This is a genomic window from Williamsia deligens, assembly GCF_024171765.1.
Taxonomy (GTDB): Bacteria; Actinomycetota; Actinomycetes; order Mycobacteriales; family Mycobacteriaceae; genus Williamsia_A; species Williamsia_A deligens.
This window is the reverse complement of record NZ_JAMTCI010000004.1, coordinates 74,594-99,393: the sequence shown is the minus strand read 5'-3', so window position 1 is coordinate 99,393 and position 24,800 is coordinate 74,594. Positions and strand designations below refer to the sequence as shown.

General features: G+C 70.2%; 22 protein-coding genes and 1 riboswitch. Of the genes, 13 read left to right on the top strand and 9 right to left on the bottom strand.

All coding sequences use genetic code 11. From position 1 onward, the window contains the following. Window positions 1–79: 79 nt before the first annotated feature. The 8 genes from secA2 (at window position 80) to gcvP (ending at window position 9,710) form a co-directional block, all read left to right on the top strand. Window positions 80–2,509, top strand: a complete 2,430-nt coding sequence (secA2, locus tag LX14_RS19285; protein WP_253649056.1) for an accessory Sec system translocase SecA2 — start codon at window positions 80–82, stop codon at window positions 2,507–2,509. Between the two features lie 63 nt (window positions 2,510–2,572). Next, window positions 2,573–3,190, top strand: a complete 618-nt coding sequence (locus LX14_RS19280) for a CDP-alcohol phosphatidyltransferase family protein (RefSeq protein WP_253649003.1) — start codon at window positions 2,573–2,575, stop codon at window positions 3,188–3,190. 10 nt (window positions 3,191–3,200) lie between these two features. Continuing rightward, window positions 3,201–3,605 carry a glycine cleavage system protein GcvH gene (gene gcvH / locus LX14_RS19275; protein WP_253649002.1) on the top strand — a complete coding sequence of 135 codons (405 nt, stop codon included), beginning with the start codon at window positions 3,201–3,203 and terminating at the stop codon, window positions 3,603–3,605. Window positions 3,606–3,816: 211 nt separating this feature from the next. Then, window positions 3,817–4,275, top strand: coding sequence for a glycogen accumulation regulator GarA (garA, locus tag LX14_RS19270; protein ID WP_253649001.1), 459 nt, complete (start codon window positions 3,817–3,819; stop codon window positions 4,273–4,275). Window positions 4,276–4,356: 81 nt separating this feature from the next. Then, window positions 4,357–5,040 (top strand): transcriptional regulator FtsR, encoded by a 684-nt coding sequence (ftsR, locus tag LX14_RS19265; RefSeq protein WP_253649000.1) that lies wholly within the window; start codon window positions 4,357–4,359, stop codon window positions 5,038–5,040. A gap of 150 nt (window positions 5,041–5,190) precedes the next feature. Next, the gene (locus LX14_RS19260; RefSeq protein WP_253648999.1) at window positions 5,191–5,691 is read left to right on the top strand and encodes a bifunctional nuclease family protein; all 501 of its coding nucleotides are present in this window, start codon (window positions 5,191–5,193) and stop codon (window positions 5,689–5,691) included. Between the two features lie 241 nt (window positions 5,692–5,932). After that, window positions 5,933–6,571 (top strand): MerR family transcriptional regulator, encoded by a 639-nt coding sequence (locus LX14_RS19255; protein ID WP_372505461.1) that lies wholly within the window; start codon window positions 5,933–5,935, stop codon window positions 6,569–6,571. Window positions 6,572–6,585: 14 nt separating this feature from the next. Next, window positions 6,586–6,686, top strand: a riboswitch (glycine riboswitch). Between the two features lie 165 nt (window positions 6,687–6,851). Continuing rightward, on the top strand, window positions 6,852–9,710 hold the full coding sequence (gene gcvP, locus LX14_RS19250; RefSeq protein WP_253648998.1) for an aminomethyl-transferring glycine dehydrogenase: 2,859 nt from the start codon (window positions 6,852–6,854) through the stop codon (window positions 9,708–9,710). Between the two features lie 9 nt (window positions 9,711–9,719). Here gcvP and LX14_RS19245 read toward each other — a convergent pair whose 3' ends face one another. The 9 genes from LX14_RS19245 to LX14_RS19205 all read right to left on the bottom strand — a co-directional run bounded on the left by LX14_RS19245 (window position 9,720) and on the right by LX14_RS19205 (window position 20,972). Beyond that, window positions 9,720–10,889, bottom strand: a complete 1,170-nt coding sequence (locus LX14_RS19245) for a type 2 periplasmic-binding domain-containing protein (RefSeq protein ID WP_253648997.1) — start codon at window positions 10,887–10,889, stop codon at window positions 9,720–9,722. A gap of 10 nt (window positions 10,890–10,899) precedes the next feature. Further along, window positions 10,900–13,098, bottom strand: a complete 2,199-nt coding sequence (locus LX14_RS19240) for a malate synthase G (protein WP_253648996.1) — start codon at window positions 13,096–13,098, stop codon at window positions 10,900–10,902. Window positions 13,099–13,135: 37 nt separating this feature from the next. Continuing rightward, the gene (locus LX14_RS19235; RefSeq protein ID WP_253648995.1) at window positions 13,136–14,047 is read right to left on the bottom strand and encodes a 3-methyladenine DNA glycosylase; all 912 of its coding nucleotides are present in this window, start codon (window positions 14,045–14,047) and stop codon (window positions 13,136–13,138) included. After that, window positions 14,044–15,120 (bottom strand): hemolysin family protein, encoded by a 1,077-nt coding sequence (locus LX14_RS19230; protein ID WP_253648994.1) that lies wholly within the window; start codon window positions 15,118–15,120, stop codon window positions 14,044–14,046. Before LX14_RS19230 ends, LX14_RS19235 begins: the two co-directional genes overlap by 4 nt. Further along, window positions 15,117–16,523 carry a hemolysin family protein gene (locus LX14_RS19225; RefSeq protein WP_253648993.1) on the bottom strand — a complete coding sequence of 469 codons (1,407 nt, stop codon included), beginning with the start codon at window positions 16,521–16,523 and terminating at the stop codon, window positions 15,117–15,119. The genes LX14_RS19230 and LX14_RS19225 overlap by 4 nt, the downstream gene beginning before the upstream one ends. Before the next feature lie 2 nt (window positions 16,524–16,525). Continuing rightward, window positions 16,526–17,965: a GMP reductase gene (gene guaB1 / locus LX14_RS19220; protein WP_253648992.1), complete on the bottom strand. Its 1,440-nt coding sequence runs from the start codon at window positions 17,963–17,965 to the stop codon at window positions 16,526–16,528. A 9-nt stretch (window positions 17,966–17,974) separates the two neighbouring features. Continuing rightward, complete coding sequence (gnd, locus tag LX14_RS19215) at window positions 17,975–19,438, bottom strand: NADP-dependent phosphogluconate dehydrogenase (protein WP_253648991.1); 1,464 nt, start codon at window positions 19,436–19,438, stop codon at window positions 17,975–17,977. 61 nt (window positions 19,439–19,499) lie between these two features. Further along, window positions 19,500–20,447, bottom strand: coding sequence for a M56 family metallopeptidase (locus tag LX14_RS19210; protein WP_253648990.1), 948 nt, complete (start codon window positions 20,445–20,447; stop codon window positions 19,500–19,502). 135 nt (window positions 20,448–20,582) lie between these two features. Then, complete coding sequence (locus tag LX14_RS19205) at window positions 20,583–20,972, bottom strand: BlaI/MecI/CopY family transcriptional regulator (RefSeq protein ID WP_253648989.1); 390 nt, start codon at window positions 20,970–20,972, stop codon at window positions 20,583–20,585. Between the two features lie 268 nt (window positions 20,973–21,240). Here LX14_RS19205 and LX14_RS19200 point away from each other — a divergent pair, with 268 nt between their 5' ends. From LX14_RS19200 to LX14_RS19180, 5 genes are all read left to right on the top strand, one after another. After that, window positions 21,241–21,657, top strand: coding sequence for a PaaI family thioesterase (locus LX14_RS19200; protein ID WP_253648988.1), 417 nt, complete (start codon window positions 21,241–21,243; stop codon window positions 21,655–21,657). A gap of 96 nt (window positions 21,658–21,753) precedes the next feature. Beyond that, window positions 21,754–22,056: an urease subunit gamma gene (locus tag LX14_RS19195; RefSeq protein ID WP_253648987.1), complete on the top strand. Its 303-nt coding sequence runs from the start codon at window positions 21,754–21,756 to the stop codon at window positions 22,054–22,056. Next, window positions 22,053–22,364 carry an urease subunit beta gene (locus LX14_RS19190; protein ID WP_253648986.1) on the top strand — a complete coding sequence of 104 codons (312 nt, stop codon included), beginning with the start codon at window positions 22,053–22,055 and terminating at the stop codon, window positions 22,362–22,364. The genes LX14_RS19195 and LX14_RS19190 overlap by 4 nt, the downstream gene beginning before the upstream one ends. Then, complete coding sequence (locus LX14_RS19185; RefSeq protein WP_253648985.1) at window positions 22,361–24,082, top strand: urease subunit alpha; 1,722 nt, start codon at window positions 22,361–22,363, stop codon at window positions 24,080–24,082. Before LX14_RS19190 ends, LX14_RS19185 begins: the two co-directional genes overlap by 4 nt. Window positions 24,083–24,128: 46 nt before the next feature. Beyond that, window positions 24,129–24,749 (top strand): urease accessory protein UreF, encoded by a 621-nt coding sequence (locus tag LX14_RS19180; RefSeq protein ID WP_253649054.1) that lies wholly within the window; start codon window positions 24,129–24,131, stop codon window positions 24,747–24,749. The last annotated feature ends 51 nt before the right edge of the window (window positions 24,750–24,800 follow it).

Genomic DNA, 24,800 nt, shown 5'->3' with positions numbered 1-24,800 from the left:
CCGTCCCCGCGTACCGTGGGGGCGTCGTCGGCGCGGGGCGGGCAGGATCCCGCGCACGGAACGAGGAGTGATCGAGTACGTGGGCAAGCTCTCGAACAGAATGTGGCGTGTCCTGGGGGCGCAGTCGTCGCGCAACCAGTCGAAGTCGGTCGCGCTGATCGGGAAGGCGGCCGACCACGACGAGTGGGCGGCGGGTCTGGCCGACGAGGACTTCGCCGCGGAGGCCGAGAAGCTGGAGATCGGCGACCCCGCCGGCCCCGATCGCGCGAAGTTCATCGCGCTGGTCCGCGAGGGCGCCCACCGTTCGCTCGACATGCGTCCGTTCGACGTGCAGCTGCAGGGCGCGCTGCGGCTCCTCGAGGCCGACATCGTCGAGATGGCCACCGGTGAGGGCAAGACCCTCTCGGGTGCCGTCGCGGCGATCGGATACGTCCTGCTCGGCCGACGGGTCCACGTCATCTCCGTCAACGACTACCTCGCGACGCGGGACGCCGCCTGGATGAAGCCCCTCTTCGACCTGTTCGACATCACCTCGGGATCGGTGTCAGAGTCCTCGACGCGGGAGGAGCGTCGCGCCGCATACGCCGCCGACATCACCTACGCATCGGTGAACGAGGTCGGCTTCGACGTCCTGCGCGACCAGCTGGTCACCCGCGAGGAGAACCTGGTGTCCCCGACGCCGGACGTGGCGATCATCGACGAGGCCGACTCGGTCCTGGTCGACGAGGCCCTGGTGCCGCTCATCCTCGCCGGTGCGACCACCGGCGAGGTGCCCGACAAGGTCATCCACGACACGGTCGCCAAGCTGCGCAAGAACCACTACGAGATCGACACCGAGGGCCGCAACGTCTTCCTCACCGAGGAGGGTGCCGAGTTCGTCGAGGCCGAGCTCGGTGACATCGACCTGTACTCCGAGGAGCACGTCGGCACCACGCTGGTGCACGTCAACATCGCGATGCACGCGCACATCCTCGTCGAGCGCGACGTGCACTACATCGTCCGCGACGGCGGCGTGCACCTCATCAACTCCTCGCGTGGTCGCGTCGCCCAGCTCCAGCGCTGGCCCGACGGCCTCCAGGCGGCCGTCGAGATGAAAGAGGGCCTCGCGCAGACCGATTCGGGCGAGGTCATCGACACCATGACCGTGCAGGCGCTGATCGGCCGCTATCCCACCGTGTGCGGGATGACCGGTACGGCCCTCGCCGCCGGCGAACAGTTCCGGCAGTTCTACGACCTGGCCGTGTCGCAGATCCCGTCGAACACCGACAACATCCGCATCGACGAGCCCGACCGCGTCTACGACAGCAAGCACAACAAGGCCGAGGCCGTCGTGCAGTACGTCAAGGAGGTCCACGAGACCGGGCAGCCGGTGCTCATCGGCACCCACGACGTCGCCGAGTCCGAGGAGCTCGCCTACCTGCTCGAGCGGGCGGGCGTGTCCACCGTGGTGCTCAACGCGAAGAACGACGCGGAGGAGGCGGCGATCATCGCCGAGGCCGGTGCGCTGGACGCGGTGACCGTGTCCACGCAGATGGCCGGTCGTGGCACCGACATCAAGCTCGGCGGCAGCCGCGGCGAGAAGGACGGGAAGTCCACCGGCGCCCGTGACCAGATCGTCGAACTCGGCGGGCTGTGTGTGGTCGGCACCGGTCGCCACGACACCGAACGCCTCGACAACCAGCTGCGCGGTCGCGCGGGCCGTCAGGGGGATCCGGGTCGCTCGGTGTTCTTCTCCAGCTTGCAGGACCCGGTGGTCACCAAGAACCTGTCCTTCAAGCGCGATCCCGAGTCCGAGAACGAGGACGGGTCCATGGGGGACAAGGGCGTCGAGCTCATCGAGCAGGCGCAGCGTGTCGCCGAGGGCATCATGCTCGAGCTCCACGCCAACACCTGGCGCTACAACAAGCTCGTCAACCAGCAGCGCGAGATCGTCGTGAAGCGGCGCATGGAGGTGCTGACCACCGAGATCGCCCTCGAGGAGTTGGAGAAGAGCGAGCCCGAGCGCTACGCCGAGCTGACGGGCACCGCGACGGCCGCGGCGAAGGCGTCCCCGGACACGGCCGACAGCGCCTCGTCCGACGACGACAGCGCACCGTCGGAGGAGGCCACCACCTCCACCGTCGCCGTCGCGACCGAGCCGGTGCCGCGCGAGGTCCTGGTGCAGGCGGCGCGGGAGATCGCGCTCTACCACCTCGATCGCGCATGGGCCGATCACCTCGCCTTCGTCGCCGACGTCCGCGCGAGCATCCACCTGCGCTCCATCGGGCGGCAGAGCCCCCTCGACGAGTTCCACAAGCTCATCCTCGACGCGTTCGCGTCGCTGCCGGGTGACGCGGTGGACAAGGCGCGCACCACGTTCCGCGAGGCCACGATCACCGCGGACGGCGTCGACCTCGACGGTGCCGACCTGCGGCGCTCCACCACGACGTGGACGTACATGGTGCACGACAACCCGTTCGCGTCCGGCGGCGCCAAGACGCTGCAGGGCATCATCGGCGTCTTCCGCTGACGACCGGCCCCGGGGCTTACCGCTGTCGGCGTCGTCGCGTCTTCGATGTGACAGGCTGACCCGATGGACCCCGACGGCTCCACCAGCGCACCCCGATCGGCCGAGCCGGTCATGACCGACCGGATCGTGACCGTCCCGAACGCACTGAGTCTGATGCGACTGGTCCTGGTCCCGGTCTTCGTGTGGCTGTTGGTGTTCGAGCACGCCTACGGGTGGTCGTTCGTGCTCCTGCTGGTGTCGGGTGCGTCCGACTGGGCCGACGGGAAGCTCGCCCGGCTGTTGGATCAGTCGTCGTCGCTGGGCGCTCTCCTGGACCCCGCGGCCGATCGTCTCTACATGATCGTCATCCCGATCTGCCTGGGTCTGCGGGACATCGTGCCCTGGTGGATCATCGGGATCCTCCTCGGCCGAGACCTGTTGTTGCTGCTCGCGGTGCCGATCCTGCGCACCCGCGGACTGACGGCCCTGCCGACCACCTACGTCGGCAAGGCGGCGACGTTCTCCCTCATGTACGGCTTCCCGTTCGTGCTCGGGGGACAGATCGACAACGTGCTCGGCGACGTCCTGCACCCCATCGGCTGGGCGTTCCTCATCTGGGGCGCGGGGATGTACGTGTGGTCGTTCGCGCAGTACTGGTGGCAGGTGGCGCTCGTGGTCCGACAGGTGCCACGGGCACGATAGGGTTCACGGCGTGAGCGAGATCGATGTCCCCGAAAACCTGCGGTACACCGTCGAACACGAGTGGATCGAGCAGGTCGCCCCGGGTCGGGTCCGGGTAGGGATCACCGCGTACGCCCAGGATCAACTGGGTGACGTCGTGTTCGTGCAGCTGCCCGCCGTGGACGACGAGGTCACCGCGGGGGAGTCGTTCGCCGAGGTCGAGTCGACCAAGAGCGTCTCCGACATCTACGGCCCGTTGGCCGGTTCGGTGGCCGCGGCCAACGACGCCCTCGACGGCACACCCGAGCTGGTGAACTCCTCGCCCTACGGCGACGGCTGGCTCATCGAGATCGACGTCGCCGACGGCACGGATCTCGACGCGGTCCTCGCCGACCTGCTCGACGCGGACGCCTACCGCAAGGTGATCGACAGCTGATGTGCTGACCGCCCGGCAGGGTACGGTCACATGGGCAGAGCGGACCCCGGTGGACCCTCGCGCACGCCGTCCCCGACGGCGGCGTGTGTCCCCGCCGGCCACCGCCGGGGACACCATGTGGCGGACATCCGCGATCGACGTCGTCACCGTCGATCGCACACGCGCGACCTGCCCCCCGAGGGGGCACGACAGACTCGAGAAGGAGTGGTTGGTGAGCGACAACGAGAAGGACTACGACGCGCCCGTGGAGACGACGTCGGTCTTCCGCGCCGATTTCATCAAGGAACTCGACGCGACCGCCGGGACGACGACCGACACCGCCGAGGCCGCTGTCGAGCGCCTGTCGCCCGGAACCGCGCTGCTGGTGGTGAAGCGGGGACCGAATGCGGGATCCCGCTTCCTCCTCGACCAGACGACCACGTCCGCGGGTCGTCATCCCGACAGCGACATCTTCCTCGACGACGTGACCGTGAGCCGGCGTCACGCCGAGTTCCGTCTCGCCGAGAGCGAGTTCCAGGTGGTCGACGTGGGCAGCCTGAACGGCACCTACGTCAACCGCGAACCGGTCGACTCGGCCGTGCTGGCCAACGGTGACGAGGTCCAGATCGGCAAGTTCCGTCTGGTCTTCCTCAGCGGGCCCTCCGGCGACGGATCGTCGGCGGCCGGGTAACGGCCGGTGACCGCGCCATCAACGGGTGGCGGGGCCGACCGTCCGGAGTCGCGCGCGAGGTCGGGTCCGCAGGAGGGGTCGATGTCCATCGGCGCCGTCCTGGACCGACTCCGGCCGGACTTCCCGGACGTCACCATCTCCAAGATCCGCTTCCTCGAGGCGGAAGGGCTCATCACCCCCGAACGGTCCCCGTCGGGATACCGCCGGTTCACCTCCGACGACTGTGAGCGGTTGCGATTCGTCCTCACCGCACAGCGCGACAGGTATCTGCCGCTGAAGGTGATCAAGGATCAGCTCGACTCGATCGACCGCGGTGAGCGCGTCGACCCGGGTACGCCGCGCCTGCTGTCCTCGGCACGGTCGTGGGTCGCGCCGGCCATGGACTTCGAGAGCTCCGGTGGACGCGTGTCACGGGAGTCCCTCGTCGAGCGGACCGGCGCAGACGGTGCGTTCGTGGCCGAACTGCTCTCGGCCGGCCTGCTGACCGCCGGACCCGGCGGCTTCTTCGACGAGGACGCCGTCCGTCTCGTCGAGGCGGCCGCGGCACTGGCCGACTACGGACTCGAGGCGCGGCACCTGCGCGCCTTCAAGGTGTCCGCGGACCGCGAGGCGGGCCTGGTCGCCCAGATCGCCAACCCCATCGCGAAGAGCAAGGGTGCGGGCGCCCGCGACCGTGCCGAGGAGCTCACCCGGGAGGTCGCGGCCCTGACCGTGACGCTGCACACCCAGCTGGTGAAAGCCGCTGTGCGCGACGCCCTCGACTGACCCGTCGGCCCCTTCTCGACGCCGAGTCCCACCGCAGCGCGGGGTGTAGCGTCGATCGTGACCGGCCGGTGTGGTGTCCTCACTCCGCCGGTCGGTGTCGTACATCAGGTCGCCGGGCCATGAGGCGACCCCCGTCAGGTGGGAGTGACCATGGGAGAGATGCACGTCGTCGGGATCCGCGTGGAACCCCCGCAGGGTCAGCCCGTGTTGCTCCTCCGCGAGGTGGACGGCGACCGCTACCTGCCGATCTGGATCGGCCAGAGCGAGGCCGCGTCGATCGCGCTGAAGCAGAAGGGTGTCGAGCCGCCCCGTCCGCTCACGCACGATCTGATCGTCAACCTCGTGACGGCCTTCGGCCAGGAACTGGTCGAGGTGCGCATCGTCGACATGCAGGAGGGCACCTTCTACGCCGAGATGATCTTCACCGGCGAGGTCCGTGTCTCCGCGCGACCGTCGGATGCCGTCGCGGTCGCGATGCGCGCCGAGGTCCCGATCATCGCCGAGGAGGGCGTGCTCACCGAGGCCGGCCTGATCATCCCCGACGAGGAGTCCGCGGACTCCGAGGAGGTCAAGGAGGACGAGGTGGAGAAGTTCAAGGAGTTCCTCGACACCATCTCGCCCGACGACTTCAAGGCATCAGGCGGGGCTTGATCACGGAAGCGTCTCCCCGGGGTCACGGTTCACCCTGTACCTCAGATCGAGGGTTCTGACGCGGGCGAGTCGCGTTGATCGGCCCGGTCGGTGCCCATACCGTCGACCTCGATTCCCGCGAAACGCGGGACGCCACCCAGGGTCGGGTCACAGGGGTACCCTGAGTTGCATCGATGGTGTTCTGCCATCCGGCCACTCAGACACACCGAGCGACCGACCCCAGCATCTCCAGGAGCACGCCGTGGGCGACGAGCCACACACGCAGGGCCCCGACTCCGGCGACGTCGTCGCCCCGCCCCGGCCGGACGCGCTGCAGCGGCCGCAGCAGGGCACCCTGGACGACATCGCCCCGGGGGTGTTCCCCAATGACACCGTCCCCGACGAACTCGTCGGCTACCGGGTGCCCAGCGCCTGCCAGATCGCCGGGATCACCTACCGTCAGCTCGACTACTGGGCCCGAACCTCCCTGGTCGTGCCGTCCATCCGCGGTGCGGCGGGCAGCGGCAGCCAGCGCCTGTACTCATTCAAGGACATCCTGGTCCTGAAGATCGTGAAGCGACTGCTGGACACCGGCATCTCGCTGCAGAACATCCGCGTCGCCGTCGACCACCTGCGCCAGCGCGGCGTGGAGGACCTGGCGCGCATCACCCTCTTCTCCGACGGCACCACGGTCTACGAGTGCACGTCGGCCGAAGAGGTCGTCGACCTCCTGCAGGGTGGTCAGGGCGTGTTCGGGATCGCCGTGGCCGGCGCGATGCGGGAACTGTCGGGCACGATCGCCGACTTCCCGGGTGAACGGGCCGACGGCGCGGTCAGCGAGACCGCCCCCGAGGACGAGCTCGCCGCCCGCCGGAAGACCCGCGCACGTCGCACGGGGTAAACTCGCCCCTACGTCGCAGCGGCATGGGAGAGCGTCCCGACCCGATCGGTCGAGACCGCCGAAGGAGCAACACCTCTCCGTCAATCTCTCAGGCACCCAGGACCGTGTCGCCCCCCGACGTCTCTGGAAAGTGACGACGCCCCGCGTCGTCCGCCCACGGTGAAAGGCCGCTCTCCGCGGCTCAATCTCTCAGGCGCCCGTCTCGACCGGGCAGGACAGAGGGGGAGGACCAGCTGGTGTCCGGCGTCGCCGTCGGCCACACCCAGGGGAGGTCCCACCCGTGTCCGAGCAGTTCAGTTCCGACGTCTTCGCCGATCGCCACATCGGTCCCGACGCGCATGACCTCGACCGCATCCTGAGCGCTCTGGGTGTCGACACCCTCGAGGATCTCGCGACCCGGGTGGTGCCGTCGTCGATCGCCGACGCCGCGGACGCCACCGGGCTCGAGTCCCTGCCCCCCGCGGCCACCGAGGTGGAGGCGCTCGCCGAGCTCGCCGCACTGACGTCGCAGAACACCGCAGCGGTGTCGATGATCGGCCTCGGCTACCACGGCACCCACACCCCGGCCGTCCTGCGCCGCTCGATCATCGAGAACCCCGCCTGGTACACCGCGTACACGCCCTACCAGCCCGAGATCAGCCAGGGACGCCTCGAGGCGCTCCTCAACTTCCAGACGATGGTCTCCGACCTGACCGGCATGGACGTCGCCAACGCGTCCATGCTCGACGAGGGCACCGCCGCCGCCGAGGCCATGACGCTCCTGCGGCGGGCCACCAAGAACAAGTCCCCGCGGTTCGTCGTCGACTCCGACGTCTTCCCGCAGACCCTCGCGGTGATCGAGACGCGCGCGGAGCCGCTGGGGATCGAGGTGGTGCGCACCGATCTCACCGAGGGCCTGCCCGACGGTGACTTCTTCGGCGTCCTGACCCAGGTCCCGGGCGCATCGGGTCGCGTCGTGGACCTCGCACCGATCATCGCCGCCGCCCACGAGCGGGACGCGCTCGTCGCGGTCGGCGCCGACCTGCTGGCGCTCACCCTGATCACCCCGCCCGGTGAGCAGGGCGCGGACACCTGCTTCGGAACCACCCAGCGCTTCGGCGTCCCGATGGGCTACGGGGGCCCCCACGCCGGGTATCTCGCGGTGCGCACCGCACATGCACGTCAGCTGCCGGGCCGGCTCGTCGGTGTGTCCAAGGACGCCGACGGCAACCTCGCGTACCGCCTGTCGCTGCAGACCCGTGAACAGCACATCCGCCGCGAGAAGGCGACCAGCAACATCTGCACCGCACAGGTGCTCCTCGCCGTGCTCGCCGCGATGTACGCGAGCTACCACGGGCCCGACGGCCTCACCGCGATCGCCCGGCGCGCGCACGCCCACGCCGCCGGCATCGCTGCACGACTGGGCGACGGTGGTGTCGAGATCGTCCACGACACCTTTTTCGACACCGTGCTCGCACGGGTGCCCGGTCGCGCGGACGAGATCATCGAGGCGGCCAAGCGGGACGCGGGGATCAACCTGCGCCGTGTCGACGCCGACCACGTCGGGATCGCGTGCGACGAGACCACCACCGCCGAGCACGTCGCGGGAGTCCTCGCCGCCTTCGGGGTCGAGGGTGCCGCGGGATCCGACAGCGGTGTTCCCGCACCCGGTCCCGAGCGCACCACCGAATTCCTGACGCACCCGGCGTTCCACCGCTACCGCACCGAGACGTCGATGCTGCGCTACCTGCGTCGCCTGTCCGACAAGGACATCGCGCTCGACCGCAGCATGATCCCGCTGGGCTCGTGCACCATGAAGCTCAACGCCGCCGCCGAGATGGAGCCGATCACCTGGCCCGGCATCGCGAACCTGCACCCGTTCGCGCCGGCCGAGGACACCGTCGGCATGCGGACCATGATCGAGCGTCTCGAGCACTGGCTCGCCGACATCACCGGCTACGACCGGATCAGCCTGCAGCCCAACGCCGGTTCGCAGGGGGAGTACGCCGGTCTGCTGGCGATCCGCAAGTACCACCTCAGCCGTGGGGACGAGAACCGCGACATCTGCCTCATCCCGTCGAGCGCGCACGGCACCAACGCCGCGTCGGCCGTGATGGCCGGGATGCGCGTCGTGGTGGTCGCGTGCCGCGCCAACGGCGACGTGGACACCGCGGACCTCAAGGAGAAGATCGCCACCCACGCCGAGTCGCTGGCGGCGATCATGATCACCTACCCGTCCACCCACGGGGTGTTCGAGCACGAGGTGGCCGAGATCTGCGGTGCCGTGCACGACGCCGGCGGCCAGGTCTACGTCGACGGCGCGAACCTGAACGCGCTCGTCGGCGTGGCCCGGCCCGGCAAGTTCGGTGGCGACGTCAGCCACCTGAACCTGCACAAGACGTTCTGCATCCCGCACGGCGGCGGGGGACCGGGCGTCGGCCCGATCGGTGTCCGGGAACACCTCGCGGACTTCCTGCCCGGCCATCCGCTGGAGGACGCGCTGCCGGGGTCGATGACGATCTCCGCCGCGCCCTACGGGTCGGCGTCGATCCTGCCGATCACCTACGCCTACATCCGCATGATGGGTGCACAGGGACTGCGTCGGGCGACGCTCACCGCCATCGCGTCGGCCAACTACATCGCCCGGCGTCTCGCCGACCACTTCCCGGTGCTGTACACCGGCGAGAACGGGTGGGTCGCCCACGAATGCATCTTGGACCTGCGTCCGATCACCAAGACGACGGGCGTCACCGTCGACGATGTCGCGAAGCGGTTGGCGGACTACGGGTTCCACGCGCCGACGATGAGCTTCCCGGTCAGCGGGACCCTCATGGTGGAGCCGACCGAGAGCGAGAACCTCGACGAGATCGACGCCTTCTGCGAGGCGATGGTGTCGATCAAGGGCGAGATCGACCAGGTCGCCGACGGCACGTTCACCGTCGACGACAACCCGCTGCGCGGGGCTCCGCACACCTCGGAGTGCCTGGTGTCGGAGTGGGAGCACCCCTACACCCGCGAGCAGGCGGCGTTCCCGAACGGCCGCCCGTCGGCGGGTGCACGGGACAAGGTGTGGCCGTCGGTCCGTCGCATCGACGGCGTCTACGGCGACCGCAACCTGGTGTGCAGCTGCCCGCCGATCAGCGCGTTCAGCGAGGCCTGAACCGCAGGATCAGCGGGCGGAGTAGACCTGCCGCGCGATCTCGGCCACGGCGGCCGGGTCGCCGGCGGGCATCGGGGTGTCGATCGCGGGGAAGGTGACCGCGCCGGTCGGTGCGGCCTGCTCGGCCGCACCGCGGAACCCGAGCCGGGTCAGTGACCGCAGCTGGTCGGGCATCCGCGCGAAGCGGAAGAACGCCGTGACCGTCTCCGCGGCCGCGGCGGACACCTCCGGTCCGGTGAGGTCGACGACGGGATGGTCGGCCGAGGGTGTCGCGCCTGTCGGGACGAGCTCGACCACGGACGGGGATCCCGACCGTGTCGCCGCATACAGCGCCTGCTCGGTGATCGGTACCGCGTGTACCGGTGCGCGGGCCGGATCGGTGCCTGCCACGGACGGCAGCGTCCGGGTGGCGCTGCCGTCGGTCGATGTCGGCGCGGACGACTTCAGCGCACCGACGGTCGAGGTGACCTGTGCGGAGCGGGCGTCGTCGACGGTGAGCCCTGCGGTGCCGACCCGACTCACCTCCGTGGCGACGGCCTGCGCGGCGAGCACCGTGGCGTCGGTCTGCGGACCCGCCGGCATCGCCAAGCGCAGCGATCCCCACCCGGTGAGCCCGAACCGGCTCAACGAGTTGTCGTCGCGTGCCAGCGTGGCCAGGTCGATCCACGACAGCTTCCCGGCGGCCGCCCGCGCCAGCTCGGGTGCCACGGCGAGGACGACGGGGGACGACACCAGCGACTCGGGGTCACCGTCGACGACGGACGACCGCGCCGTGAGGAGTTGCGCGCTCCACACCGACGACGCCGGGACCCACGCGGCCGGGTAGGCGCCCATCGACGCGGTGTCCCAGGTGCCGGTCAGGCCGTCGAGGGTCGTCTTCGGGTCGACCGGACGGACCGAGACGGTGATGCACCTGTCGCGGACGACGGGTCTCGTCGCGTTGTAGGCGGCGGCGATCGCGGACAGCGGCTCGGCGATGTCGGCGTCGGCGACGACCGACACGGTCTCGGGCCCCTCGACGCACGATCGCGCCGCCTGCCCCGCATCGTCTCGGAGACTGCGTCCGAGGAGTATCCAGACCACGACCAGCACCGCGACGATCACGATCGCGAGCACCGACAGCGTCAGCCCCCGGCTGACGCCGCGGCGTCGCGATGTGTCCGTGCGGTGCCGGGCCATGTCCTACATCTCAGGCGTTGGCGGCCTTGTACTCCCGGCGGCGCCGATGCAGGATCGGCTCGGTGTAACCGCTGGGCTGCGAGGTACCCGACAGGATCAGCTCCCTGGCCGCCTGGAAGGCGATGCTGGAGTCGAAGTCCGGCGCCATGGGGCGGTAGGACTTGTCGCCCGAGTTCTGCTCGTCGACGACCGCGGCCATCCGCTGCAGCGACTCGACGACCTGGTCCTCGGTGATGATCCCGTGGCGGACCCAGTTCGCCAGCAGCTGACTCGAGATCCGCAGCGTCGCACGGTCCTCCATGAGCGCGACGTCGTGGATGTCGGGCACCTTCGAGCACCCGACGCCCTGATCGATCCAGCGGACGACGTAGCCCAGGATCGACTGGCAGTTGTTGTCGAGCTCCTGCTTGCGCTCCTCGTCGGACCAGTTGGTGTCCGTGGCGAGCGGGATCTGCAGGATGTCGTCGACGGGGGCAGGGTCGCGCTTGGCGATCTCGCCCTGACGCTCGAACACGTCGACCTGGTGGTAGTGCAGGGCGTGCAGCGTCGCGGCCGTCGGGGACGGGACCCACGCGGTGGTCGCACCCGACTTGGGGTGACCGATCTTCTGCTCGATCATGTCGGCCATGAGGTCGGGCATGGCCCACATGCCCTTGCCGATCTGCGCGTGGTGCGCGAGGCCGGCGTGCAGGCCGATGTCGACGTTCGAGTCCTCGTAGGCCTTGATCCAGGTCTGCGACTTCATCTCCGCCTTGCGGATGACGGCGCCGGCCTCCATCGAGGTGTGGATCTCGTCGCCGGTGCGGTCGAGGAAGCCGGTGTTGATGAACACGACCCGATCCGCCGCGGCCTTGATGCAGGCCTTGAGGTTCACCGTGGTGCGGCGCTCCTCGTCCATGATGCCGACCTTGATCGTGTTCGCGGGCAGGCCGAGGAGCTCCTCGACCCGACCGAACAGCTCGACGGTGAACGCGACTTCGTCGGGCCCGTGCATCTTCGGCTTGACGATGTAGATCGACCCCGTGCGCGAGTTCTGCAGGCCGACTGGCGTGACACCAGGCCCGCTCGCTTCGCTCCCGGCGCCGCTCATCCCGTGGATGCCGATCAGCGAGGTGAAGACGGCGTCGAGGATGCCCTCGGGCACCTCGGCACCGTCGGCGGTGACGATCGCGTCGTTGGTCATCAGGTGACCGACGTTGCGGACGAAGAGCAGTGACCGGCCCGGCAGCGTCAGTTCGCCACCCTGCGGTGTGCTGTAGACGCGGTCGGGGTTCAGGGTCCGGGTGAAGGTCTTGCCGCCCTTGCTGACCTCCTCGGCCAGATCGCCCTTGTTCAGTCCCAGCCAGTTGCGGTACCCGAGCACCTTGTCGTCGGCGTCGACGGCGGCGACCGAGTCCTCGAAGTCCATGATCGTGGTGATCGCGGACTCGACGAGCACGTCCTTGATGCCCGCCGGGTCGGTCGACCCGATCGGGGAGTCGGCGTCGACCTGGACCTCGAGGTGCAGGCCGTTGTGGCGCAGCAGGATCCCGGTGGGGGTCCCGGCGTCGCCGAGGTATCCGACGAACGCGGACGGGTCGGCGAGCGACGTGGACCCGGACGACGTGGTGATCGCGAGCGTCGATCCGTCGACGGCGAGCCCGGTGACGTCGGCCCACTTCGCGTCCTCCAGCGGGACGGCCCCGTCGAGGAAGTCCTTGGCGTAGGCGATGACCTTGTCGCCGCGGACCTTGTTGTAGGACGTGCCCTTCTCGGCACCGTCCGACTCGGGGATGACGTCGGTGCCGTAGAGCGCGTCGTACAGCGATCCCCAGCGGGCGTTGGAGGCGTTCAGCGCGAAGCGGGCGTTGAGCACGGGCACGACGAGCTGCGGGCCCGCGGTGCTGGTGATCTCGGTGTCGACACCGCTGGTGGCGATCTGGAAGTCCTCGGGCACCGGGACGAGGTAGCCGATCTCCTGCAGGAACGCCTTGTAGGCGCCCGGGTCGATCTCGCTGTTCTGGTGGTGCCAGTCGTCGATCTTGGCCTGCAGGTCGTCGCGGACGCCGAGCAGCTCCCGGTTTCGGGGCGCGAGGTCGGTGATGATGCGGCCCACGCCGTCCCAGAACGCGTCGGCGTCGACACCGGTGCCGGGGAGGGCCTCGGAGGTGATGAAGTCGTGCAGGACGCCGGCGACCTGCACTCCGCCGACGGTGACGCGTTCGCTCATGTCTCCTCTTTCGTTCGTTTCGATCCGGGCACTGATCCTACTCAGCGGTAGGAAACGAGCTGCCCACGGTGGCCGTCAGCAGCAGGGAGTCGCACCGATCGAGCAGCGCGGCACGGATCCCCGACGCACGTTCGGCCAGTTCGCGCTGGCGGGCGACGTACTCCGCCCGCCCACGCGCGGTCTCCACGGCGATCGCGGCGAACCCCAGATCGCCCAGGTCGTAGGGGCTCGCCCGCATGTCGAGCTCGCGCAGCGCGAAGGCGAGGTCGAGCGCATCGATCACCACCGCCGACCCGACCAGCACCTCGAGTTTGGCCGCCCACTTGTAGAGGTCCATGCCCGCGTGCATGCAGCCGGGCTGCTCGGTGGCGACCTGACGTGCCCGCGACAGCGGTTGTGCGTTGCGATCGGCCGCGCCACCGGTGAAGAACCGGAACGCGTCGAAGTGGGTGCAGCGGAGTCCGCGCTCCTCGACCACGGCATCGGTCTGGGCCGGCGTCAGTCGCAGCGGCGTGCCGTGCCGGCGACCGTCGGGTTCGCGGTAGACCATGGCCCACTCGTGCAGACCGAAGCAGTTCAGGCGGGCGGACCGCCCGGCCGTCGCGCGCAGGAGCGCCGCGACGTACTCGACGGTCGGCCGTCGGGCCTCGAGGTGATCGGGGTCGACGACGATCGCGTCCCCGTCGAGCAGGTAGTGCGGCCGGTCGACGTGCGGGGGACGCCCGGACAGCGCGACACCGTGTCCGGGGTGCCACCGTCGCAGGCGGGCGGGTCTGTGGTTGTAGTAGCGGAAGAGGAACCCCCACACGGGGTGCTCGGTGCCGTCCGGCAGGCGCCGCGGGTGGTCGTCGAGGAGGGCATCGACGCGTGCGGCATGGGCCGTCTGGGCGGCCGACCACTCGTCGACGCCCATCGTGCGGGCGACGACGGCGGTGGGCGCGGTGGTCATATCCGGTGGGTCTCGTCGCGGACGGTGCCGACGAACTCCTCCACGAGGTCCTCGAGCGCCACCACACCGGTCGTCCGGCCGTTGCTGTCGACGACGGTGCCCAGGTGGGCGCTCGTGCGTCGCAGCGCCGCGGTCGCCTCGTCGAGGGAAGTGTCCCCGGAGATCACCGGCAGCGGTCGGATGGTGTCGGCGCCGATGACGGTGTCCGGGCCGACGCTGTCGTCGAGGATCTCGTCGAGCACGTCCTTGAGGTGCAGGTAACCGGTGTAGGTGCCGTCGGCGCCACGCACCGGGAAGCGGGAGAACCCCGTCTCGGAGACCGCGCGTTCGATCGAGCCGAGGGTCGGACCGGACCGACCCGTGACGGGATCGGCCGCGGCGCGCACGCTGCGCAGGTCCGACAGCGGGATCGCCACCTCGGACACCGTGCGCGCGGAGTTCCGCAACGCGCGGCTCAACCTGTCGTGCTCCTCGGCGTCGAGCAGGCCCTCCTCCCGCGACTCGCCGATCATCTCGGCCAGTTCACCCGCGGAGACCGTCGCGTCCAGCTCGTCGCGGGGCTGGATGCGCAGCACGCGCAACGACAGGTTCGCGGCCAGGTTGTAGAACGCGATGAAGGGTTTCGCCAGCCGGATCCAGGCCAGGTGCACCGGGACGAGCAGCATGGCCGACCGTTCGGGACCGGCCAGGGCGATGTTCTTGGGCACCATCTCACCGAGCAGGATGTGCAGCGCGACGACCAGGATCAGCGCGATGGCGAAGCCGATGGGGTGCAGCAGTGCCTCCGGGACCCCGAGCAGGTCCATCGGCGCCTCGATGAGATGGGCGACGGCCGGCTCGCCGACGCGACCCAGCAGGATCGAACACACGGTGATGCCCAGCTGCGCGCCGGCCAGCATCAACGACAGGTCCTGACCCGCGCGGATGACGGTGCGCGCCCGGCGTTTGCCCTGGTCGACCAGCGTCTCCAGACGGTCGCGCCGCGCCGAGATAAGGGAGAACTCCGCGGCCACGAAGAACGCGTTGCCGGCGAGCAGCAGCACCGCCAGGAGGACACCCACCCCGTCGCTCATGCGTCGACCTCCCCGTCCGCATCGGTGTCGGGGAGCGCGTCGGGGTCGATGGCGGAGATGGCCACCGCGTCGACCCGCCGACCGTCCATCCGCACGACCCGTGCCCGCCATCGCGGCTCCACCGGCACCGGGTCGGGTCCGGCGTCGTCCTCGCCCTCGTGACGCTCGGGGAGGGGGACCACGTCACCCTCCGCGGCGATCCGCCCCAGCAGGGCGACCACGAGTCCACCGAGGGTGTCGTAGTCACCGTCGGGGGCGTGGTACCCGGTCGCCGCGGCGAGTTCGTCGATGCGCAGCAGCCCCGAACAGATCCACCCGTCGTCGGATCGCTGCACGTCGGCCTGCTCGTCGTCGTGCTCGTCGGTCACGTCGCCGACGATCTCCTCGATCAGGTCCTCGGTGGTCACGATCCCCGCGGTGCCCCCGTACTCGTCGATGACGACGGCCACCTGCATCCCGTCGCCGCGGATGCGCGCCATGAGCGTGTCCCCGTCGAGGCTGTCGGGGACGACGGGTACCGCGCGGGCGATGTCGCCGAGGGACGTCGTCTGACGGGCCGACACCGGCAGGGTGAACGCCTGTTTGATGTGGACGAACCCGCGGATGTTGTCGAGGTCGCCGTCGACGACGACGGGGAACCGGGAGAAGCCGGTCTGCGACGCGGCGACGATGAGATCGCGGACGTCGGCGGTCTCGTCGAGGGCCTCGACGGTGGACCGCGGGGTCATCAGTTCCTCGGCGGTCCGCTCGCCGAACCGCAGCGATCGCCCGACCAGGATGGCCGTGCTCTGGTCGAGCGACCCCTCCCGCGCGGAGTTGCGCACGAGCGAGCCCAGTTCCTCGGGCGACCGTGCCGAGCGCAACTCCTCGGCGGGCTCGATGCCCAGGCGGCGCACCACCCAGTTCGCGGTCCCGTTGGTGCCGCGGATGGCCCACGAGAAGATCGACGAGAACGCCACCATCGGTCCGGCGGTCGCCCGCGCGGTGGGCAGAGGCCGTGCGATGGCCGCGTTCTTCGGGATCAGCTCACCGAGGACCATCGACAACGACGTCGCCACGACGAGCGCGGCGACGATCGACAGCACGTCGGTGAGGTCGTCACCGACACCGGCGGCCTCGAGTGCGGGACCGAACAGCTGGGCCAGGACGGGCTCGGCGATGTACCCGGTGACCAGCGTGGTGATGGTGATGCCGAGCTGTGCACCCGACAGCTGGAACGACAGCGTGCGGTGTGCCCGGGCGACCTGTCGCGCCCGTCGGTCGTCGCGGTTGTGGAGATCGGAGTCGACGGTGGACCGCTCGAGCGCGGTGAGGGAGAACTCCGCCGCGACGAACAGCGCCGTGCCCAGCGTGAGGGCGATGAAGCCCGCGAGGCTGCCGACGATGATCAGTGTCTGCGTCATCGTCACCACCCGGTCGGCAGCGGGCGCCCCTCGGCGAATCCGGCCGCCGACTGCACCCCCAGGACGACGCGCTCGTGGAGCTCGTCGAGGGTGCGGGCGCCCACGTAGGTGGCGGTGCTGCGCACACCGGAGCAGATGTGGTCGAGGAGGTCCTCGACCCCGGGACGAGTCGGGTCGAGCAGGATGCGTGAGCTCGAGATGCCCTCCTCGAACAGGCCCTTGCGCGCCCTGTCGAAGCCGCTGTCGCCGGCGGTGCGCGCGGCGACCGCCCGCTTCGACGCCATCCCGAAGCTCTCCTTGTAGGCGCGGCCCGTCGTGTCGTGGTGCAGGTCCCCCGGCGACTCGTGGGTGCCGGCGAACCAGGACCCGATCATGACGTTCGACGCACCCGCGGCCAGGGCCAGCGCGACGTCGCGGGGATGACGGACGCCGCCGTCGGCCCAGACGTGCGCGCCACGGGCTCGGGCGACCGCCGCACACTCGGCGATGGCGGAGAACTGGGGTCGACCGACGCCGGTCATCATGCGCGTGGTGCACATGGCACCGGGTCCGACGCCCACCTTGATGATGGTCGCGCCCGCGTCGAGGAGATCGGTGGTGCCCTGCGCGGACACCACGTTTCCCGCCGCGATCGGCAGACCCAGATCGGCGCCCGCCACGGCCCGCACGGCGGCGATCATCTTCTCCTGATGGCCGTGGGCGGTGTCGACGACGAGCAGGTCGGCACCGGCGCGGGCGAGCGCCGCGGCCTTGCCGGCCACGTCGCCGTTGATGCCGATCGCCGCCGCCACCCGCAGCCGCCCGTGACCGTCGGTGTTGGGCGTGTAGATGCCCGCGCGGACCGCGCCGGTTCGCGTGAGCACGCCGACCATCGTGCCGTCGGGTGCGGTGAGCACCGCCAGACCCAGGTGCTGGTCGGAGAGGGCGTCGAAGACCTTGCGGGGATCGGTGTCGATCGGGAGCGTGACGATCGCGGGATCGAGGATGTCCGACAGCCGGGCGAAGCGGTCGACGCCGGTGCACGCCGCCTCGGTCACCACGCCCAGCGCGCGGCCCTCGCCGTCGACGACGACGACCGCCCCGTGTGACCGCTTGGGCATCAACGCGAGGGCGTCGGAGACGGCGTCGTCCGGCCCGAGGGTGACCGGTGTGTCGGCGACGAGATCGCGGCTCTTGACCGTCGCGATGGACTCCGCCGCCGCCGCGGCCGGCAGGTCCTGCGGCAGGACGACGATCCCGCCCCGACGGGCCACCGTCTCCGCCATCCGCTTGCCCGCCACGGCCGTCATGTTCGCGACGACGATCGGGATGGTGGCGCCGGAGCCGTCGGTGGTGGTCAGGTCGACGTCGAACCGGGAGGCGACGTCGCTGCGCCCGGGCACGACGAAGACGTCGTCATAGGTGAGGTCGGTGGTGACCTGGTGTCCGTCGAGGAATCGCACGGCGGTGTCTCAGGCCTCCACCTCGGAGCGGTCCTCGCTCCACAGTGTGTGGAACGTGCCCTCCTTGTCGACGCGCTGGTAGGTGTGTGCGCCGAAGAAGTCGCGCAGACCCTGGGTGAGGGCGGCGGGCAGACGCTCGGACCGGAGACCGTCGTAGTACGACAGCGACGACGCGAAGGCCGGCACCGGGATGCCCAGCCCCGCCGCGGTGGTGACGACGCGTCGCCAGCTCTCCACGCCCTCCTCGACGGCGTCGCGGAAGTACGGCGCCAGCAGCAGGCTCTTCAGGTCCGGGTCCTCGTCGTAGGCGTCGCGGATGCGGTTGAGGAACTGTGCGCGGATGATGCAGCCGCCGCGCCAGATGGTGGCCATGGCACCGGGGTGCAGGTCCCAGCCGTACTCCTCGCTGCCCGCGGCGATCTGGTCGAATCCCTGCGCGTAGGCGATGACCTTCGAGGCGTACAGCGCCGCGCGGACGTCGGAGACGAACGACTCGGTGTCGGTGGGCTTCTCGCCGATCGTGCCGGCCTTGAGTCCGGTAGCCGCCGCGCGCTGCTCCAGCTCGCTGGACAGTGCGCGGGCGAACACGGCCTCACCGATCCCGGTGACGGGGACACCGAGGTCGAGGGCGGACTTCACGGTCCAGCGTCCGGTGCCCTTCTGGCCGGCGGCGTCGACGATGACGTCGACCAGCGGCTTGCCGGTCTCGGCGTCGGTCTGCGACAGGACCTCGGCGGTGATCTCGACGAGGTAGCTCTCCAGGTCGCCCGAGTTCCAGTCGCGGAAGACGTCCGCGATCTGCTCCACCGACAGCCCCAGCGCGCGACGCAGCAGGTCGTAGGCCTCGCCGATGAGCTGCATGTCGGCGTACTCGATGCCGTTGTGCACCATCTTCACGAAATGGCCGGAGCCGTCGGGACCGATGTGCGTGCAGCAGGGTTCACCGTCGACGTGTGCGGAGATGGACTCCAGCAGGGGTCCGAGCGAGTCGTAGGCCTCCTTCGGCCCACCCGGCATGATCGACGGACCCTCGAGCGCCCCGACCTCGCCGCCGGAGATGCCGGCGCCGACGAAGTTCAGGTTGCGCTCGCTCATCTCCTTCTCGCGGCGGATCGTGTCGGTGTAGAGCGAGTTGCCGCCGTCGATGATGACGTCGCCGTCCTCCATGAGGTCGGCCAGTTCGTGGATCACGGCGTCGGTCGGATCGCCGGCCTTGACCATGATCAGCACCCGTCGCGGCTTCTCCAGCGCGGCGACGAACTCCTCCATCGTCTCGGTCCGCACGAAATCGCCGTCGTCGCCGTGCTTCTCGAGCAGAGCATCCGTCTTCGCCGTGGTGCGGTTGTGGAGGGCGACCGTGTGCCCGTGGCGGGCGAGGTTGCGGGCGATGTTCGACCCCATGACGGCCAGGCCGGTGACGCCGATCTGTGCGCGCGCGGTGGTCGTGGAGTCGCCGGGGGAGCTCTGTGTCATGACCCCAGCCTATGACCTGAACACGCCGGGCAGTACGCGAGGACGTCGTTGGTCGTCGCGGTCACGCCGTGACGAGACGGGTCAGCTCCGTCAGCCAGGGGATGGCGACCGCCAGCGTCGGCAGGACGAGGATGCCCGCGGCGGCCGCGTAGGCCGCGACAGACGGCCACCGCGCCGGGCTGTCGCGGGTCAGGCGACGCACGCGGGTGAGGGTGGTCGGCCCGCCCACGGCGAGCGCGCCGCGCGGCGCGACGGAGTCCGCGCAGGCCACCAGGGCACGTCCGAGCGGTGTGGGGCCGGTCGCGCGGACGGCGTGATCGTCGGCGAGGACCTCGACGAGGAGCTGCACGGCCCCGAGCGCCGAGCGACTGCGGATGAACCGGGGGAACGCGTTGTGCACGGCGATGAACGCCTCGAGCACGAGGTCGTGGCGAGCGCGCAGGTGGGCTCGCTCATGGGTGATGACCGCCTCGAGTTCGTCGTGCGACAACCGGGCGATCACGCCCTCGCTGAGGACCACGCGCTGCCGCAGGCCGGGCAGGCAGTAGGCGATGGGCTGCTCGACGGCCAGCATGCGGACGTCGCGGGCTCGCAGCGCACCGTCGCAGTCGCGGCGGTCGAGGCGGTCCAGCAGATCGATGAGGGTGCGGTGCGCGGCACGGCGCGCCCGCGTCCGGACGCCCACGCGCACCACCGTGTACATCAGGCGGGCGCCGATGAAGAGCGTGAGCAGGAAGACGCCGACGTACACCGACCACAGCACGATCCCGAGCGAGTTGATCTCGTCGAGGGGGTTGGTGGTCGGTCGACCGTCGGGGCCGGGGACCAGCAGGTTCGCCGCGATGGCCAGTCCACAGCTGAACGCGGACAACACGGCCGCCACGGCGATCGCCTGCCAGAGGGCCATCGCCGCACGCGGGGCGTGCAGGGGCCAGGAGGCTCGCGACAGGCGTTCGGCGACGGGTCCCGCCAGGACCACGGCCATCAGCCCGAACAGCGCGGCGGTCATCGGGCGTCCTCACTGCGGTGTCGACGTCGTCCGGTCGGTGCCGGACGAGGGGTCAGATCAACTCGACCCTGCTTGTCGAGCACGTCCCACGATACCCGCCGGACCGTCACGGATCGGCGATCGTGGAGGTCGAGATCAGGAGCGGTCGGAGTCCCCACGGGCCGCTTCCAGCTCGTCGAGTGCGCGGCGGAGCGCCGCCGCCTCGTCGGCGCCGACGCGTCCGACGAAGGACACCAGGGCAGCGTGGCGGGATGTCGACTCGTCGGCCTCGCTGAGGGCGTCGACCATGAGGCTGGCGACGAGGTCCTCGCGCGGGTGCGTGGGGGAGTACTGGTGGGCGCGGTCGTCGCGGATCTGGGTGACGAGGTTCTTCTTGGCCAGGCGCTGCAGCACCGTCATCACGGTGGTGTAGGCCAGATCCCGGTCATGGGAGAGCGCGGCGTGCACCTGTCGCACGGTCAGCGGGGTGTCGCTGGACCACAGGTTGTCCATGACCGCACGCTCGAGGTCGCCCAATCCGCTCATCCTCTTGACTCTACCGACCGGACGTGCGCGTCGCGCTCCGCCCATCCGTACAGGTTGTCCGACATCACGGACCGAGCCGCCTGTGTCCGGGAACCGCTTGACCATGTTGGTAAGGATAGCCTACCTTCATCATCACGTCGGACCGCGCGAGCGTCCTGAGGGCTGCAGAGACCCCCGGTCCACGCCACGACAGGCCCCGCGCCACCCGGCGCGGGGCCTGTCGCTGTCTCGCGGGTGGACGGACCGGGAGGGTGGCTAGTCTTCGACCATGAGTGATGCGATCGACGACAGCCTCATCGGTGCCGGCCTCGACGGCGAGCTGGGTTTCCGGTACGACGTGGTCAGCGGTGACGGTTCCCGCGCTTCGTTCACCGTCGCACCCGGCCACCACCAGCCGTTCGGCATCGTCCACGGCGGCGTGCACTGTGCGCTGGTCGAGAGCCTCGCGAGCATGTCGGCCGCGCAGTGGCTGGCAGACCAGGGACTGCCGCCCCGCGTCGTCGGGGTGAACAACTCCACCGACTTCCTGCGCGCCGTCAGCGAGGGGGAGGTCACCGGCCAGGCCGTCCCGATCCACCGGGGCCGTTCCCAGCAGCTCTGGCAGGTCGACATCACCGACGGCGACGGCCGACTCATCGCGCAGGGCCGTGTCCGTCTGCAGAACCTGGACCAGCCCGCGCGCTGACACCTCCACGGCGGGGGCGTTCGCCGCGACGGGGTGCGGGGGTGCGTGGCACGATGTCGACACCCGGCGGGCCCGTCGGCGGGCAGGAGGGGCGCGATGCAGCTGACGCCGCATGAGCAGGAACGGCTGATGATCTCCTACGCAGCCGAACTCGCGCGTCGTCGACAGGGTCGCGGCCTCCGGCTGAACCACCCCGAGGCGATCGCGGTCATCACCGACCACGTCCTCGAGGGCGCCCGCGACGGCCGGTCGGTGGCCGAACTGATGACGAGCGGCCGCGAGGTCCTCGCCCGTGACGACGTGATGGACGGGGTGCCCGAGATGATCCACGACGTCCAGGTGGAGGCCACCTTCCCCGACGGGACCAAGCTCGTCACCGTCCACGAGCCGATCTCGTGATCCCCGGCGAGATCCTCTGCGCGGCCGGGGACATCGAGATCAACGCGGGGGCGGACGTCCTCGAGATGGCGGTGGTCAACGGTGGCGACCGGCCCGTCCAGGTGGGCAGTCACTACCACTTCCCCCAGGCGAACGCCGCCCTCCGGTTCGACCGCGAGGCCGCCCACGGACGTCGCCTCGACATCCCGGCGGGTACCGCGGTGCGGTTCGAGCCGGGCATCGAGATGACCGTCGCCCTGGTCCCGATCGCCGGCGCCCGCATCGTCCCGGGACTCTCGCTCGACGCGCCCGGGGCTCTGGACCGATGAGCTCGCTGGGTCGCGACCGGTACGCGCAACTGTTCGGGCCTACGGTGGGTGACCGGATCCGTCTGGCCGACACCGACCTCCTCATCGAGATCACCGAGGACCGCTGCGGCGGACCGGGTCTCGCCGGCGAGGAGGCCGTCTTCGGTGGCGGGAAGGTCATCCGTGAGTCGATGGGCCAGTCGCGTGCATCGCGCGCCGACGGCACCCCGGACACGGTCATCACCGGCGTCGTCGTCCTCGACCACTGGGGGATCGTCAAGGCGGACCTGGGGATCCGGGACGGACGCATCGTCGCTCTCGGCAAGGCCGGGAACCCCGACACCATGGACGGCGTCCACCCGAATCTCGTCATCGGGCCGAACACCGAGATCATCGCCGGGAACGGCAAGATCGTCACCGCCGGTGCGATCGACTGCCACGTCCACTTCATCTGCCCGCAGATCATGGACGAGGCGTTGAGCAACGGTGTCACCACACTCATCGGTGGCGGCACGGGCCCGGCCGAGGGGAGCAAGGCCACGACGGTCACCCCCGGCGCCTGGCATCTCGCCTCCATGATCGCGGCGACCGACCACTGGCCGTTGAACATCGCGTTGCTCGGCAAGGGGAACACCACCGGAGCCGACGCCATGTACGAGCAGATCCGCGCGGGCGCATCGGGTTTCAAGGTGCACGAGGACTGGGGGAGCACCCCCGCCGCGATCGACGCCTGCCTGCGCGTCGCCGACGAGACCGGGGTGCAGGTGGCGCTGCACTCCGACACCCTCAACGAGGCGGGATACGTCGAACAGACACTGGCCGCGATCGGTGGTCGAGGGATCCACGCCTACCACACGGAAGGCGCCGGCGGCGGGCACGCACCCGACATCATCACCGTCGCGAGCCACCCCAACGTGCTGCCGAGTTCGACCAACCCGACACGGCCGCACACCGTCAACACCCTCGACGAGCACCTCGACATGCTGATGGTGTGTCACCACCTCAACCCCAGCGTCCCCGAGGATCTCGCGTTCGCCGAGAGCCGTATCCGACCGTCGACGATCGCCGCCGAGGACCTGCTGCACGACATGGGCGCCATCTCGATGATCGGTTCGGACGCGCAGGCGATGGGACGCATCGGTGAGGTGGTCCTGCGCACCTGGCAGACCGCCCACGTCATGAAGAACCGGCGCGGCAGCCTGCCCGGTGACTCCGCCGCCGACAACAACCGCGCTCGGCGGTACGTCGCGAAGTACACGATCTGCCCGGCTGTCGCCCACGGTCTCGACCACGAGATCGGCTCGGTGGAGGTGGGCAAACTCGCCGACCTCGTGCTGTGGGACCCGGCGTTCTTCGGCGTCCGCCCGCACGTGGTGGTCAAGGGTGGTGCCATCGCCTGGGCCGCGATGGGTGACGCGAACGCCTCCATCCCGACCCCGCAACCGGTCCTCAACAGGCCGATGTTCGGGGCGGCGCCCCCCGTCGCCGCGGCGACGTCGCTGACCTTCGTCGCGCAGCAGGCCCTCGACGACGGACTCGCCGAGCGGCTCGGCGTCCGGCGCCGCCTCGCTGCGGTGAGAACCGTCCGGTCGGTCGGCAAGGCCGACATGCCCCTCAACGACGCGACCCCGGAGATCGTCGTCGACCCCGACACCTTCACCGTGCGCATCGACGGGGAGGTCTGGACCGAGCAGCCGGCGGCCAGTCTGCCCATGGCCCAACGCTATTTCCTGTTCTGACGTGCCCGCCACGACGCCGTCCGCGCACCCCGCCGGAACCCTCGCGATGCTGCTGACCCTCGCCGACTCACGGTTGCCGGTCGGGGGCCACGTGCACTCCGGCGGGGTCGAGCAGGCGATCGCCGACCGTCTCGTCGTCGACGCCGCCGGTCTCGAGGTCTATCTGCGACGACGGGTCGCCACCGGCGCGCTGGTCGCCGCGTCCGTCGCCGCCGCGGTGGCCGATGGTCGACTGCATCCCGCTGCGGCGCAGTGCGAAACCGACGCCCGCACCCCGTCGTCGGCGGCGCGGGCCGCGTCGTACGCCCAGGGTCGCGGGATGCTGCGTCTGGCCCGCCGGCGCTGGCACGGTCACGATTTCGCCGATCACCTGCCGCGAACCCATCTGCCCGTCATCGCCGGCACGGTCGGTGGGCTGTGCGGGATGTCCGGACACGACGTCGCGGTGGTGCACGTCTACACCGCCATGACCGGCTCGGCGACAGCCGGTCAACGACTCCTCGCCCTCGACCCGGCCGACGTCACGATGATCACCATGGACCTGGCGCCGCTGTGCGAGAGCGTGGCCGCAGCCGCCGCGTCCGAGCTCGCCGACCTCTCGGACCCGATCTACGACGTCCTCGCCGAACGTCACGAACGTCGCGACATGCCCCTCTTCGCGTCGTGATCCCCACGACCGCAACCCATCACGAGCACACCGCGGTGTGCAGACGAGGAC